Annotated in this window: 9 protein-coding genes and 2 tRNA genes; 6 read left to right on the plus strand and 5 right to left on the minus strand. The window is 49.0% G+C overall.

Annotation, left to right across the window (positions count from 1 at the left end):
- Positions 1-154: 154 nt before the first annotated feature.
- The 4 genes from H8S65_RS04830 to H8S65_RS04845 form a co-directional block, all read right to left on the minus strand.
- Positions 155-237: transfer RNA gene (locus H8S65_RS04830), tRNA-Tyr, on the minus strand.
- 26 nt (positions 238-263) lie between these two features.
- A tRNA-Thr gene (locus H8S65_RS04835) sits at positions 264-337 on the minus strand.
- A 170-nt stretch (positions 338-507) separates the two neighbouring features.
- Complete coding sequence (trxA, locus tag H8S65_RS04840; protein ID WP_186928886.1) at positions 508-870, minus strand: thioredoxin; 363 nt, start codon at positions 868-870, stop codon at positions 508-510.
- Positions 871-1,076: 206 nt separating this feature from the next.
- The gene (locus H8S65_RS04845; protein WP_186928887.1) at positions 1,077-1,652 is read right to left on the minus strand and encodes a superoxide dismutase; all 576 of its coding nucleotides are present in this window, start codon (positions 1,650-1,652) and stop codon (positions 1,077-1,079) included.
- Between the two features lie 235 nt (positions 1,653-1,887).
- On the opposite strand from H8S65_RS04845, the gene H8S65_RS04850 reads away from it, so the two are divergent.
- Positions 1,888-2,238 carry a hypothetical protein gene (locus tag H8S65_RS04850; protein ID WP_186928888.1) on the plus strand — a complete coding sequence of 117 codons (351 nt, stop codon included), beginning with the start codon at positions 1,888-1,890 and terminating at the stop codon, positions 2,236-2,238.
- A 119-nt stretch (positions 2,239-2,357) separates the two neighbouring features.
- Here the strand turns inward: H8S65_RS04850 and H8S65_RS04855 are convergent, their stop codons facing one another.
- Positions 2,358-4,883 (minus strand): glutaminase domain-containing protein, encoded by a 2,526-nt coding sequence (locus H8S65_RS04855; protein WP_186928889.1) that lies wholly within the window; start codon positions 4,881-4,883, stop codon positions 2,358-2,360.
- Positions 4,884-5,322: 439 nt separating this feature from the next.
- Here H8S65_RS04855 and H8S65_RS04860 point away from each other — a divergent pair, with 439 nt between their 5' ends.
- The 5 genes from H8S65_RS04860 to hypD all read left to right on the plus strand — a co-directional run bounded on the left by H8S65_RS04860 (position 5,323) and on the right by hypD (position 15,324).
- Positions 5,323-7,041, plus strand: coding sequence for a phosphoethanolamine transferase family protein (locus H8S65_RS04860; protein ID WP_186928890.1), 1,719 nt, complete (start codon positions 5,323-5,325; stop codon positions 7,039-7,041).
- Entirely contained in the window at positions 7,041-9,524 is a 2,484-nt protein-coding gene (locus tag H8S65_RS04865; protein ID WP_186928891.1) for an ATP-binding response regulator, read from the plus strand. The genes H8S65_RS04860 and H8S65_RS04865 overlap by 1 nt, the downstream gene beginning before the upstream one ends.
- Before the next feature lie 344 nt (positions 9,525-9,868).
- Entirely contained in the window at positions 9,869-11,047 is a 1,179-nt protein-coding gene (locus H8S65_RS04870; RefSeq protein WP_186928892.1) for a DUF418 domain-containing protein, read from the plus strand.
- A gap of 91 nt (positions 11,048-11,138) precedes the next feature.
- A complete protein-coding gene (locus H8S65_RS04875; RefSeq protein WP_186928893.1) occupies positions 11,139-12,506 on the plus strand; it encodes a sigma-54-dependent transcriptional regulator in 1,368 nt (455 codons plus the stop codon).
- Positions 12,507-12,885: 379 nt separating this feature from the next.
- Positions 12,886-15,324 carry a trans-4-hydroxy-L-proline dehydratase gene (gene hypD / locus H8S65_RS04880; protein ID WP_186928894.1) on the plus strand — a complete coding sequence of 813 codons (2,439 nt, stop codon included), beginning with the start codon at positions 12,886-12,888 and terminating at the stop codon, positions 15,322-15,324.
- The last annotated feature ends 24 nt before the right edge of the window (positions 15,325-15,348 follow it).

Below are 15,348 nucleotides of genomic sequence, written 5' to 3' on the forward strand. Positions count from 1 at the left end.
CAGTTCTCTTTTATTTTTTACTTATTTCTGTAGGATTACTTCCCGAAGAGAGACAATTGAGAAGACCAAAGATGTTTTAAAAATAAAAATGGATAATAAACGGGCGGCATAACAAAAAAAGAAGGCATCCTTTTCAGACACCTTCTTTTGGTTGTGGGCAGTGATGGATTCGAACCACCGAAGGCGAAAGCCAGCTGAGTTACAGTCAGCCCCATTTGGCCACTCTGGTAACTGCCCCCATTTTGAATTTTACAATTCTTTTGAGCCTCTTGTCGGATTCGAACCAACGACCCCGAGATTACAAATCACGTGCTCTGGCCAACTGAGCTAAAGAGGCATTCATTTTTTGTCAGTGTCAATCTCTCTCGATTGCGGGTGCAAAGGTACGTATTATTTTTAATTATGCAATAGTTCGGCAACATAATGTGTAATATTTTTTCAAAAAAAACTCTCCGAATTCTGTTTGGGACTCGGAGAGGACTTCTTTTTTACGTTGGGATATTGTCATTATTTCTTCAAAAGTACCTCATCTATAGCTTTTTTGAAGTCGGCCTTTCCCATTGCGCCTTTTGCCATCTGCGGTTGCCCTTTCATCGGACAGAAAAGGAGGGAAGGAATGCTTCTGATACCGAAAGAGGCGGCCAATCCTTCTTCTTTTTCCGTATCTACCTTATAGATGTCGATTTTCCCGGCATATTCTTCTGCTAATTCTTCCAGGATAGGAGCGACCATCTTGCAAGGACCGCACCAGGTTGCATAGAAATCCACGATACAAGGTTTGTCGCCTTCATATACCCATTTGTCAGGGCTGGCTTCGTAGTTCGCTACTTTTTTCAGAAATTCCGCTTTTGTCAATTCTTGTACTTTCATGTTTATTCTCCTTATTAATTGAGGTTTATATTCTGTTTATTAATTATATAACAAAGTTACGCTATTTATTCCGTTCCGTTATTGGATATTTTTCCCTTTTAATTGTCAATATTACTATATATGTTGGATGCCAGTCATATTGCAAATAAAAAAGCCGTCCGGTGCGTTGCCGGGCGGCTTTTATCTGGGTTTAGAGAACCTTAATATTAATATCTTTTGCTAACGGCATCCCAATCAACAATTTTCCACAGGGCATTCAGATGATCGGGACGGCGATTCCGGTAATCGAGGTAGTAGGCATGTTCCCACACGTCGAATCCCAGGATCGGCTTCAATCCGTGAGCAACCGGGTTGCTACCGTTAGCTTCTTTGGTAATTGAAAGTTTTCCGTCTTTGTCTTTAGCCAGCCATACCCAGCCTGAGCCGAATAAGCCTGTTCCGGCGGCTACGAATTCTTTCTGGAAGTTTTCGAACGATCCCCAAGTCTCGTCGATCGCTTTGGAGAGGGCGCCGGTCGGTCTGCCGCCGCCATACGGGGAGAACTGTGTGAAATACAGATTATGATTAAGCGTCTGTCCGGCATTGTTAAAAATAGCACCGTCGGATTCTGCCACGATCTGTTCCAGAGTCGCGTTTTCGAACTTGGTTCCCTGAATCAGGTTGTTCAGGTTATTTACATAAGTCTGTAAATGTTTACCATGATGAAACTCGATCGTTTCTTTACTTATAACCGGTTCCAGCGCGTTGGCTGCATAGGGTAACTGGATTAATTCAAATTTCATAACTTTTTCTTTTTTATCTGTTATTTGACTATTATTACTATTATTTGTTATCAACAATAATAAACTGAGACATAATGTAAGCATGATCAATCTGTTTTATGTTGTTTCTATTATTCTAACATTCCCTGTTTGAAATTTGTTCATTGAATGAAATGTATATTATTTATTGCGGGATAGACTTTTTCAATGAGCAGAATGTACTATCTTCGCCAACCAAATTAAAATAAACACAATAATGACAAAAATTCAGGAAACTCTGGCTGCGTTGCCAGAAGAAAAGAAAGCGTTGTTTGTCCCGGTTTTCGGAGATGTGGACAAGTTTTATACAGCCGTTTACCTGATTGCCCGCAACGAGCATGTGACGGAGCAGGAAAAGCCGGAGCGTTACGAAGACCGTCTGCAGGTGATCCGCCAGATCCGCAGCAAGGTGGAGAAGTTGGTGAGTTCTTTCGGGTTGGACGGTTCGGAGATCGTGGCGGATATCGCCAGCGATTATTTTGAAGATTACGTGAATTATAAGGAACCGGACATCCGGATGACGAATGAGGAGTTTATCGGTATTGTCCAAAAGATCGCGCAAGCGTGAATAAGGAAACGTTCTAAAAAGAGGTATGTCAAAAAGAGAGAGGAATCAATCCCTTGCCGGGGAAATTAATCCCCCGGCAAAAGAGAGAGAAGTATTTTGACATATCCCTTTTTTGCATATTATTTCAAACGGCTTTCCAGCAGTTTCATATAGTAGCCGCCGACGACCGAACGGGCCTGGAATCCGCGTTGCGTTCCGTCGGAGGTATAGTGCCAGTCGCTCAACGGGACGCGTGAGGTCGTTTCGTCGGCATATTTCCAGACCGGGAGCATAAACGTTTCGAAATCGGCCGCATTGCCAGTCAGGCAGGCGCTCCACAGAATCCAGTCGGATTTGGTATAATCTTCGCGGTTGTCCAGCGGCAGGCCGTATTTGTTTTGTTTGGTCTTGTAATAAGCAGTTTCCGTTCCGGCTATTTCCGCAGGGAAAATATTCAGTCCTAACAGGCGGTCCCAAACTAAGTTATACTTCTGGCTCCATGTGCCGGACTTGTCGAAGGTCAGTTTGTAGTGATCCCCGTCTTTTGCCATCGATATCCATTTGTCGGCCATTTCACGGGCTGTCGCCAGGTAGGAATCCGCTATCTCCTTCTTTCCCAACATCCCGGCCATCTTGCCGTAGCCGGCTATACCCATGATCGCCTTGATGGAGAGGTTGGTGTTGTGGGCGAAGTGGCCGGCGAAATCGTCCGTGCATAACTGGTTGTCCGGGTCAAGACCTTCTTTCTTCAGATAATCGGCCCAGGTTGTCAACACATCCCAATGTTTGGCTGCATAATCCGCATTTCCTTCGATTGTCGCGATGGCTGTTGCGAGGATCAGCATATTGCCGGATTCTTCGACCGGCATGTCGCCGCCGTAGGTCTGTCCGTTAGCCTGCGGATAAGTGCCGACATCGTGTGCCGGGAACGGCTTGTTCCATTTGCCGCTTTCGCTGTAGTAGAAGATCGGGTTCATCATGCCCTTCAATAGTTCGGGGTTATAGCATAAGAACAGCGGCGCCGAAGGGTAGGTGATATCGACCGTCCCGATCGAACCGTTGCTGAAATTCTCTTTCGACAGGAATAGCAGGTTGCCTTCCTTGTCTGTCACTAACTTATGGGCGGAAATGGCCTGGCGATAGGCCAGGGCGCACAGTTCGGCATATTTTTGTCCGCCGGCAGCCGCCGTTTCCTGCATCAGGCGTCCGTCGAAGTCCGCACACCGTTTCATCATTCCGGCATACTCTTTCTGACCTTTGGCGAAGGCATCGAAAATGTCCGTCTGTCCGTCGTGCTTCCAGTATGCCATTCGGTTGTCATTGAAATACTGGATCGCATACAAATCGTCATATCCGATCAACAAGTGTCCTGACACGGTCTTTTCGTTGACCTTGCCTAAGTTGTCGGAGTAGGCGAGGACCGTCATCTGTTTTTCCATATCCGGAGACACATTCTCTGCCTTGCCGGACAGTTTGCCGTCGGACATGAATGCTTTTTTGGCAGCATAATATTCGTCTATGGCAACTGTCACATCCGGGGATTGTACGGCTGAAAGATAGAAATAGCCCCAGTCGATGCGAAGGTCGTCTCCCTTCTTGCCTAAAACTTCCTGGTCGACAGATCCGGTCTTCAGATAGACATACCCGTCTTTTTCGATCTTTTCGAAGGTGACAGGCTGGTCTGTCGTGTTGACGGCCCATTGCGGAGTCGCTTCGAGGTATAACTGGACATCATGTGCCCGGCCATCCAACGAACGGGCCTGATACGTAATATAATTGTACGGGGCGGTCATGGCCTCCAAGTCATCCATCAGCATCGGGGCCGTGAAGATCAGATCCAGTTCGACAGGGCCGCATTCGAACGTATAATATGTTTGTGTCGGCATGACGGTGGCCGACTTCTGGACCGCTTTGTTGTCAAACGTATCTCCCCGTTTTACCTTCTTCATGATTCCCATGTCCACGTATGCGCCCCCGCCGTTGTTGCGGCAATGGGCGGCCAGGATGTTCCCTGCAGGTTTGAGCGTGTTTGCCACTTCTTGCGGAATTTCCTTCAGCAGGTCGTAATCCAGCCCGTTGCCGGTCACTGCAACCTGTTGTCCGTTGATGTACAGTTCGATATTGTCGTCGTGCGAATATTGCAGGAACAGATCTTCCTTATCCGTCCCTTCCGGCCAGTCGAACGAGCGGCGTACCCAGATGTCGCCGTCCTGCCAGGGAGTGGAGCGATACGGATTGTCGTCCGTCCCGAATGCCGCCTTTCCGGTTTTCCAGCCTTTTGCCTCGTAATCGACAGCGGTCCATTCTCCTTCCGGCTGGCCGAATGTGTAAGTCGCTTCCCATAAGCCGGAAGCCGCCGTGCCGATAACCGGCGTTACTTCGACTTTGTCCGTTCCCATGAACCGGTATGAAACGCCGTCGACGCGCAGGCTTCCCAACAGCGGGAAGTTACGGGCGGTCCAGTGGCGCACGCTTTCTTCGTTCAGGCGGTCGGCAAACGACCAGGCACTGGTGTACGGGTCGATCGTTACCAGTGGTGTGGCGGGAGCCCGTAGCTCGTTTTTTGCTGCGGGAGCATATACTTCGTTTGCGGTGCGCGTGTTCGATGAACAGGCACTCAACAATACGGCCGTACAAGCTGATAGCAGCATGATTTGTCTTTTCATTTTGTCTTCTTATTATTGTTGTTGATTCTGAATAATTCCCCTTTCGGTCGCCCGAAGTTAAAGAGAAAAAACGACAGTCGGAAGCTATAAGGCTTTGCTGCCGGCATATTGCAAGATTATTGAAAACAATTGCATGATTTTTGAAATATCAAAATGTCATTACCACCCCATGTAAATCGGATTAGTACCCCATATATTCGCAATAGTATTGCGGGTAATATTTTTTAACGTTTCTATTTGGGAATGGTAATGCCTGTTTTGCTAACGAAATGACATCCGGTTTGTTTTTAATGGGATTGAAATAAGATTGAAATAACTTTTTTTGTGCTTTTGCTGCATGTCTATCTGGTGGATAACGCCTACATTTGCCGATTGCAGCAGTGCTGTGGTAAAAAGGGATAAGAATAGTTGATAAAATTGGCTTTTTAGGCAAAAATCGATGAAGTACTTTACTAATATTTTGCGTTGGATATCTTCACAAGAGCACTTATATTTCTTGTTCGGCTTGTTGTTTATCATCCCGAACTGTGTTTTTCTGTTCACGGAGCCTCTTCCTGTTTCGGTAGGTCTTGCATCTATCATCATGCCGTTGGCGTTCTGGATGGGAGTTTTGTTGCTGGCGCGTAAACCCGGAGTGGTGGTCTGGTGTTTGTTGCCGAAAATCATACTGGACGGAGGCCAGTTGGTCCTGTTGTACCTTTTCGGCGAGTCGGTGATAGCGGTGGATATGTTCCTGAACCTGACAAGTTCGAATGCTTCCGAGGCAAGCGAATTGTTAGGAAACATCTTTCTTGTCATCATTTGCGTCTTTATCTTCTATACGCTTCCTGCCCTGTGGCTGGCTACGCGTTCGATCCGGATGAAAGACGGGCTGACCGGCCTGTTCCGTAAGAAATGGGCGTTCAGAAGCCTGGGCCTGTTTGTAGTGGGAGTGCTTCTCTGTTTCCTGCCCTCTTTGCAAAAACATCGTTTCTCGCTTAAAAACGATGTCTATCCGGTCAATGCGCTTTATAATCTTTATTTCGCGATTACCAAATCGAATAAGAATGCCAACTATTCCGTTTCTTCCGCCGATTTCAAGTTCAACTCGGTCCGGACGGGACAGGCGGACGGCAAACGGGAGATTTACGTGCTTGTGGTGGGAGAAACTTCGCGGGCAATGGAATGGAGCCTGTACGGATATGAACGCAATACGACTCCGCGGATGAAAGGGCTCGACGGGCTGGTCCATTTTACGGATGTCGTGACGCAATCCAACAATACGCACAAAAGCGTTCCGATCATCCTGTCTGCCGCCAGCGCGGAAAACTATGGCGTGATTTACGACGAAAAAAGCATCGTCACCGCTTTCAAGGAAGCCGGTTTCCGTACGCTCGTCATCGCCAACCAGAAACTTACCACTTCGATGATCGGAGCTTTTTACCGGGAGGCCGATACGTTTATCGATATGAGCACGTTCAACACCGGATCGTATCTGACTTCGTTGCACGATGCCGCCCTTTTGCCGTATTTGGAAAAGGAACTGGACAAATCGGACGATGATATGTTTGTCGTCCTCCACACATACGGGTCGCATTTCAATTATCATGAGCGTTATCCGGCCGAGTTCCGGATTCATACGCCGGATAAGGCCGAAGGCATCCGGGTATCTTATAAGAAGGAACTGCGCAATGCCTACGACAATTCGATCCATTATACGGATTATGTGTTGGGAGAAATCGTCGACATGCTGAAAAAGAAGAATGTTTGTTCGTCGATGCTTTACCTGAGCGATCACGGAGAAGATATTTTCGATGATTCGCGCGCCCGCTACCTGCATGCTTCGCCTATACCGACTTACTATCAGCTCCATATCCCGTACATCATCTGGTTCTCGGACGATTACCGGGAGGCTTTTCCGGAGAAATACCGGACGGCGATGTCTCACGGCGCTTATCCGGTCAGCACGAACAGCGTGTTCCATACGGTATTGGACATTGCCGGTGTCCGGACTTCGGTGTCCGATTCCACACTGGCTCTGACCAACCCGGCTTTTGCCGTGCGCGACCGTATGTTCCTCGGAGATCACGACGAACCGGTCCCGTTCTGGAAGGTCGGGCTCAAGAAAGCGGATTTCATTATGTTGGACAAATGGAAAATGGCCTATAAGAAAGACTGATGAGCGCACAGAACGGGCATATTACAAGTAAAGTCATATTGGGATACTTGTTATTGATCCTGATAGCCGTATGTGCGGTCGTTTACATCTATAACATCATCGAACGGTTTGCCGTCGAAGACGACCCGAACAACAAATCGCGCGAGAAAGTCTATCTCGTGACCAATACCTTGTCTTTGTTGTATGAAAGCGAGGCGCTTGGGCAAGTGATCGGACGTCCGCAAGGAGAGATCAACCATTTCAACCGTACGCTGAACAAGGCTTTGCAGAATATGGATTCCCTGCGTTCGCTGGTATCGAATCCGGCGTTATATCCCAAGATCGACACGATCGACATGCTGATCGAACAGAAGCGCCGGAACACGCGCCGCCTGCTGGAAACCTGGCGAGAGACGAACGCGGAACATCTGTATGCACAAAATATCGAGAAGGTGATCGCCCGGCAGGATACGATGATCAGGCAAGTCGAAATACAGGAGCGCGTGATCGTCCATCAGGATTCCGTAAAGACTCCCCAGGATCATAAGCCCCGCGGTTTTTTCCGCCGCCTTGCCGATGTGTTTTCCCCGCCCAAAGCAGATTCCGCCGTTGTTGTAAATACGACCCGGCAGATCGTGACCGACACGCTGGTCAACACCTTTAACCCGGCAGATACGATCGTGACGGTTCTGAAAAACCTGCAGGACAGCGTGGCCGACCAGCGCAAACTGCTTGTCGACCAGCTCTTGGAACGTGCCGCCAACCTGCGCTATGATAACAGCATCATCACGAGCCGGATCAACCAGATGCTGCGGGCCATAGAAGAAGAAGAGATGAACGCGTCGATGGAGCGTGTCGTGAAGAAGCAGGAGGTGTTGCGCGAAACCTCTTATCTCATTGCCGGCATAGCCGTCCTGTCGCTGATTATCGTGATCGTCTTTATCATCCTGATCACACGCGATATCTCCAGGAGCCAGTATTACCGGCAGCAATTGGAGAAAGCCAAGCAGTATGCCGAAGACCTGCTCCATAGCCGGGAGAAGCTGATGCTGACGATCAGCCACGACATCCGGGCGCCGCTCTCGTCCATAATCGGTTATATCGAACTGCTGCTGCGCCGCCATCCGGACGAAAGGCAACGGTATTACTTGGGGAACATGACCGGATCGGCCGACCATATCCTTTCGCTGGTGAACGGCTTGCTCGATTTCCACCGGTTGGAATCGGGGCAGATGGAGATACAGGACGTGCCTTTCAGCGTGCCTGCGCTTTTTAACGAAATATACGGGAGCTTCCGTCCGATAGCCGAGGCGAAAGGACTGGCTTTTGTCCTGAATATGAAGGAGGAAGGAATGAACCGCATTTATTCCGGTGATCCGATACGCCTCCGCCAGGTAGTCAGTAATTTGCTCTCCAACGCGATCAAGTTCACGCATGAAGGGCGCGTCGTTCTTGTCGTTAAATTGTCGACGGAGAATCATGGACATTTGACGATCACCGTCAGCGATTCCGGCACGGGAATCCCGGAAGAAGAGCAGGAGAAGATTTTCGGCGAGTTCGCCCGTTTGTCGGGAACCGAAAAGGAAGAAGGTTTCGGCCTCGGACTTTCCATCACCCGCAAGCTGATCGAACTGATGGGAGGGACATTGTCGCTAAAGAGCGTTCCGGGAAAAGGAAGTGATTTTACGATTGTCATGCCGTTGCAGGAATCGGAAGTGCAGACATTGCCTGCCGCACCTGTCGCAGAGGAAGATGAAACGGAAACCGGGAGCTTCGGAGGACGCGAAATCTATTGTTTGCTGGTCGACGACGATCCGTTGCAGTTGGCGCTGACGGAAGAGTTTTTGAAACGGAACCATGTGGAGGTCGCCAGTTGTTCGAATCCGTTTGCCGTGGTCGATATTTTGCGTAATAGTTCTTTCGATGCGATCATAACCGATATACAGATGCCGGGGATGGATGGCTATGGCCTGCTCAACGTCATTCGTTCGTCGGGTGTCCCCGGAACAGACACCGTGCCCGTCATCGCGCTCTCGGCCAGTGTGGAAAACGAACATACCCACTACTTGGAAGTCGGTTTCACCGGATTCCTGAACAAGCCTTTCACGGCTAAGCAGTTGATCGCCTTGTTGAACAACCTGTTGCAGGCCGATATACAAGCCGAGGTGTCGCCTGAATTCGATTTTGATTCGCTCACAGCTTTTGCCGGCGAAGACAAGGAAGCCTCCGCATCCATTATCCGGACTTTTGCCGAGGAGACGAACAAGAGCATTTCATTGCTGCAACAAGCCTTGGAAAAGACCGAACGTGGTTCGGCAGCCAAAATCTCCCATAAGCTGATCCCTCTTTTCACCATGTTAGGAGCTTCCGACTTGGTAGCCCAGCTGAGAATCCTCGAAAAGAATGATGGAGCGTTGACAGACGGCGGTTGGGAACGGCTTCTATCCGATGTGATCCGGCAGGCAACCGTTGTCGTCGATCAGGCTGTGGAACGGTATCTGTAGAAAAATTCCCCACATGTGTCCACAATTCCCCATTTGTGATGCGGTAATAATCAGCCTTTGTAAAACATTCTGGATGGCTTATCTGTTAAAATAGAATAGCTTACAAAAAAGTATCGTGTTCCGGGCTAAGTTTGGCACGATATTCGCTTCTTATCTGACAAGAAGCGTAAGTGGACGTTTCTACATTTAAACCGTTTTAAAGTTACTATGTTCGAGTATCTATTTTAAGTCTGCAAACAAAAAGAGCGCCTAAAAGGGTGCTTTTTTTGTTTTATATGACTTCTTTGCCTACTTTTGCCCCCGTAAATCATAAATCATAAATTAAAAATCATAAATTCTTACTCATGGAGCACGGACTTTTGGCTAAGTCGCCTCGTATCGAGGTGGTGGATGCACTACGCGGTTTTGCCGTTATGGCTATTATGTTACTGCATAACATCGAACATTTTAATTTTTATGACTTCCCGGCAGCCTCTTCGGCTTTTATGCAGGCGATGGACAAAGGAATATGGGAAACCTTGTTTTTCCTTTTTTCCGGGAAGGCGTACGCGATCTTTTCACTGTTGTTCGGTTTTAGTTTTTTTATCCAGTATAACAACCAGGCGAAAAAAGGCAAAGACTTCCGGCTGCGTTTCCTGTGGCGGCTTTTCCTCCTGTTCATTATCGGTTGTTTCAACGGGGCGTTTTTTCCCGGCGACATATTAGTCCTTTATTCCATAATCGGTGTTGTGCTTGTACTGGTTTGCAAATGGAGTGACCGTGCAGTCCTGATTGCCGCCATTATCCTGATGCTCCAGCCGCTCGAACTCGGCAAATTCTTCTATGCGATGATGAATCCCGACTATGTGCCGGCAGCCGGCGTATGGCGCATTCACAGCCAACGCATGTACCCGTTCCTCTCGCAGCCGGATTTCTGGGCGATGGTCAAGTCCAACCTTTGGGACGGCCAGTTGTTCAGCTTGTTGTGGGCGTGGGGCTACGGACGTTTCTTCCAGACGGCCTCTTTGTTCCTGTTCGGTATGCTGATCGGGCGCAGGCAGTTGTTTGTCAACCTTTCCGAACACCGCGTGTTCTGGATGCGGACGTTGGTTATCGGTGCGATCTGCTTTGTCCCGTTGTATTTCATTACGGCTTCGCTTCCGGATCTGATCCCCAATAAGGCGATGCTGACTCCGATGAACACGGTTGTTTCTTCTTTCCGCAATTTCTCTTTCATGTGCGTGTTAGTTGCTTGTTTCGTCTTCCTGTGGCAACAAGTTTCGACCCATAAGGTATTGCACGGCCTGGTTCCGTATGGAAAGATGAGCTTGACTAACTATCTGACACAGTCCATTATAGGATCGTTCGTCTATTTCGGCTACGGTTTGTCGCTCTACAATGTTTTAGGAACGACAGCCAGTTTCGGTGTGGGTGTCCTCTTATTCATCCTCCAGTTGGGTTTCTGCCATTGGTGGTTGAAGAAATTCAAGCAAGGCCCGTTCGAAGGGGCGTGGCGCAGGGCGACGTGGATTTTTAATAATTAAAAATTAGTGCGGCGGTTTTTCAAATTGTCAATTGTCCATTGTTAATTATCAATTCTTAGTTATCTTTGTGTACGAAACAAAAAAGAATAATATGCCGTCTATTCTGATTTTAGAAGATGATATAACATTTTCGTTGATGCTGAAAACCTGGCTTGGAAGGAAAGGCTTCGAAGTCAGTTCGGTATCATCGGTTTCGGATGCACGAAGCCGGATAGAGGATGCCTCTTTCGATCTGATCCTGTCTGATTTGCGTTTGCCGGACGGGGATGGGATCGATCTGTTGAAATGGATAAAAGAAAATAATTTTGCAATCCCCCTGATTATGATGACCAGCTATGCGGAGATACAAACCGCCGTGCAAGCAATCAAATTAGGGGCGTCCGATTATATCGCCAAACCGTTGAACCCGGAAGAGCTTTTAGGCAAAATCAGGGATGTGATCAAGGCGGAAGTAGAACCGGCTGCTCCGATGGCGGGACCGGAACGGCCTCTGCGTTCTGCGAAACGTCCCGAACCGTCGGGAGGAACGCATAGCCGGTATGTGGAGGGGCAGAGCCAGCCTGCCCGCCAGCTCTACGAGCATGTGCGCCTGGTCGCTCCGACAGATATGTCCGTATTGATTACCGGTTCGAGCGGTACGGGAAAAGAGTATGTCGCCCGTCGTATTCACGAACAGAGCAACCGCAGGAAAGCCCCTTTTATTGCTGTTGACTGCGGGGCTATCCCGAAAGACCTGGCGGCATCCGAGTTTTTCGGGCATGTGAAAGGTTCGTTTACCGGAGCTATCGACAATAAAGAAGGCGCTTTTGTCGCTGCCCAGGGCGGGACGATCTTTCTGGACGAGATCGGCAACCTGTCGTACGAGGTGCAGGTGCAGCTTCTACGTGCTTTGCAGGAGCGGAAAGTCAAACCGGTCGGCAGCAACCAGGAGATCGCGATCAACGTCCGTCTTATCTCCGCGACAAACGAGAACCTGCGTACTGCTATCGATAAGGGTGATTTCCGTGAAGATTTGTATCATCGTATCAACGAGTTTACCGTCCGCATCCCCGACTTGAAAGAGCGGAAAGAGGATCTTTTGTTGTTTGCCGACAATTTCCTGGACCAGGCCAATATGGAATTGCAAAAAGATATTATCGGTTTTGATAATGAAGTGATCCGGATTTTCCAGTCTTATTCGTGGCCGGGCAACCTGCGCCAGATGAAGAACGCCATCAAGTATGCCACCCTGTTGGCGACCGGCCGCTATATCACCCGCAAGGAACTCCCGGAAGAACTGACTGCCAGCCCGGTTTCCGCTCCGGCCAACATCCAGTTGAAAAACGAATCGCACGAATGCGAAATGATCAAGCGTGCCCTGCAAGAAGCCGGTAATAACAAGACCAAAGCCGCCCAGTTGTTGGGGATCGACCGCAAAACGCTTTATAATAAGTTGAAAGCTTACCGGATTGAGGAATAAATCCTCGGTATGAAACCAAAGACAGATGGAGTTGTAGATGTAGTGGATCTTATGGAAATATATTCTTTGAATATTTTATCGCTTTCTATCGTTTGTATTTGAAAAATATATATATTTGTGGCAATCTATACACTTAACTTAAAGTGTAGGTTTTAATTTATAACAATATGCTCGTTAAATCTTATAGACGATTATTCAATTGCCTGATTTCTTAATGGCGATTCCTTTCTTCGCTTTTACCGTTTCTTGGTAGGAGTTCATTCGGTTTGTACTGGTATCTGAATTCGTCGGCCTATGCCGATGCTTTTATCTCTGTATCATCCTATCTGGGATTTATCAGATTAAAAATAACTTGAATAAAAAATAGCCTTTTATAAATATGACTACAATCACAGCTCAGCGTGCACCGCAGAGTGCATCCAATTTTGCCCCAGCAGTAGAGGCAAATGCTTATGGAATGAATGACCGGATCAAACGTCTTCGCCAGGAAACGTTCGATGCCGAGCCCTCCCTGTCTATTGAACGCGCTTTGATAGAAACTCGTTTCTACAAGGAAAACTACGGGAAATATCCGATTCCGATTCTTCGGGCCATGAACTTTTATGAGATCTGCAAGCAAAAGACGATCTATATCGGCAAGGACGAACTGATCGTGGGCGAACGCGGACCGAAACCGAAATGCGTGCCGACCTTCCCGGAACTGACCTGCCATAGCGTGGAAGACCTGCATGTACTGAATACGCGCGAATTGCAGCGTTATACGATCAGCCAGGAAGACATCGACACCTATGAATGCGAGGTGATCCCTTACTGGAAAGGACGTACACAGCGCGAACGTATCTTCAGCCATGTGCCCCAGGAATGGAAAGACGCCTACGAGGTGGGGATGTTCACCGAGTTTATGGAACAACGCGCTCCGGGACATACCGCTTTGGACGGAAAGGTATATAAGTACGGGTTGCTGGATTTGAAGGAACGTATCCGGAAAGAACTGGACGGGCTTGATTTCATGAACGATCCCGAAGCGACCGACAAGCAGGAGGAACTGACTGCCATGTCGATCTCGTGCGATGCCGCCATCCTGTTTGCCGAACGGCATGCGGACCTCGCCGATGAAATGTCGCTGATGGAGAAAGACCCGAAACGGGTGGCCGAGCTGCGCCGTATCGCCGAAGTTTGCCGGCAGGTTCCGGCCCATGCTCCCCGCAACTATTGGGAAGCGATCCAGATGTATTGGTTCGTCCACTTGGGGACGATCACCGAACTGAACGGCTGGGACGCGATGAACCCCGGCCATTTCGACCAGCATTTAGCTCCTTTCTACGAAAAGGGAATTGCCGACGGCACATTGACCCGCGACGAGGCAAAGGAACTGATGTCGTGCTTCTTCATCAAAGTGAACAACCATACGGCTCCTCCTAAAGTCGGCATAACGGCTAAGGAAAGCGGTACATATAATGACTTCACGAACCTGAATATCGGCGGGGTGAAGGCAGACGGCAGCGACGGGGTGAGCGAGGTTTCCTATATCATGCTCGAAACGATCGAGGAACTGCATATCCTGCAACCCGGCAGTGCCATCCATATCAGTGCCCGTACGCCGGAACGTTTCCTGCGTGCCGGCTGCAAGGTGATCCGCCAGGGGCATGGCTATCCGTCCGTTTTCAATCCGGATGTGTATATTCAGGAACTGATGCGGCAGGGTAAATCCTTGCAGGATGCGCGCGAAGGCGGTTGCAGCGGCTGCATCGAGGTCGGGGCGTTCGGCAAGGAGGCATACGTGCTGACCGGTTACCTGAATGTGCCGAAGATTTTGGAAGTGACGCTCAACAACGGCGTCGATCCGGTTTCCGGACGTAAGGTCGGACTGGAAACGGGCGATCCGCGCGGTTTCGCCGGCTATGACGAACTATATGCCGCTTTCATGAAACAGGTACGTTATTTCGTGGATATGAAGGTGCGTGTCAGCAACTATATCGACCGTATGTTTGCTAAATATGCGCCGGCCACTTTCCTGTCTCTCTTCATCGACGATTGCATAGCGAAAGGACGGGATTATTACAACTGCGGCCCGCGCTACAATACGACCTATATCCAGTGTACGGGGCTCGGCACGATCACCGACAGCTTAGCTACGCTGAAAAAACATATATTTGAAGATAAACGCTGGTCCATGGATGAATTGCTGAAAGCGATGGAAAACAATTTCGAAGGAGCCGAGGCAATGCGACAGACGATCCTGAACCGTACGCCGTTCTTCGGCAACGACGACGAATATGCCGACAATATCGCAGTGAAGATGTTCGATGATTTGTATGATACGATCGAAGGAAAGCCGAACACAAAAGGCGAATGTTTCCATCTGAATATGCTGTCTACCACCTGCCACGTGTATTTCGGCAAGGTGATGGGGGCGACTCCTAACGGACGTTTGGCGGGACGGGCCATCTCGGACGGTACGTCTCCGTCTCATGGCGCCGACAGGCACGGGCCGTCTGCCGTTATCAAGTCTCTCGGCAAGCTTGACCAAGTGAAGAGCGGTGGAACGTTGCTGAACCAGCGTTTCCTGCCGAGCCTGCTGAAGCGGGAGGAAGACATCTCCAAGTTGTCTTCGTTGATCCGTAGTTATTTTGCCTTGGGCGGACATCACATCCAGTTCAATATCGTCGATACGGAGACGCTCTATGCCGCCCAGAAATGTCCGGAAGACTATCGCGACCTTCTGGTTCGCGTAGCCGGTTACAGTGATTATTTCAACGACATGAATGCCGATCTGCAGGCGGATGTGATCATGCGGACGGAACAGGAGAGTTTTTAGTTGAAAATTGAAAGTTGCGGCAAG

The sequence above is a fragment of the Parabacteroides hominis genome (assembly GCF_014287585.1).
Taxonomy (GTDB): Bacteria; Bacteroidota; Bacteroidia; order Bacteroidales; family Tannerellaceae; genus Parabacteroides; species Parabacteroides hominis.

What these genes read in the sequence shown, in the direction of transcription:
- trxA (WP_186928886.1), bottom strand. Translation starts at nt 870, where the DNA reads ATGAAAGTACAAGAATTGACAAAAGCGGAATTTCTGAAAAAAGTAGCG.
- H8S65_RS04845 (WP_186928887.1), bottom strand. Translation starts at nt 1,652, where the DNA reads ATGAAATTTGAATTAATCCAGTTACCCTATGCAGCCAACGCGCTGGAA.
- H8S65_RS04850 (WP_186928888.1), top strand. Translation starts at nt 1,888, where the DNA reads ATGACAAAAATTCAGGAAACTCTGGCTGCGTTGCCAGAAGAAAAGAAA.
- H8S65_RS04855 (WP_186928889.1), bottom strand. Translation starts at nt 4,883, where the DNA reads ATGAAAAGACAAATCATGCTGCTATCAGCTTGTACGGCCGTATTGTTG.
- H8S65_RS04860 (WP_186928890.1), top strand. Translation starts at nt 5,323, where the DNA reads ATGAAGTACTTTACTAATATTTTGCGTTGGATATCTTCACAAGAGCAC.
- H8S65_RS04865 (WP_186928891.1), top strand. Translation starts at nt 7,041, where the DNA reads ATGAGCGCACAGAACGGGCATATTACAAGTAAAGTCATATTGGGATAC.
- H8S65_RS04870 (WP_186928892.1), top strand. Translation starts at nt 9,869, where the DNA reads ATGGAGCACGGACTTTTGGCTAAGTCGCCTCGTATCGAGGTGGTGGAT.
- H8S65_RS04875 (WP_186928893.1), top strand. Translation starts at nt 11,139, where the DNA reads ATGCCGTCTATTCTGATTTTAGAAGATGATATAACATTTTCGTTGATG.
- hypD (WP_186928894.1), top strand. Translation starts at nt 12,886, where the DNA reads ATGACTACAATCACAGCTCAGCGTGCACCGCAGAGTGCATCCAATTTT.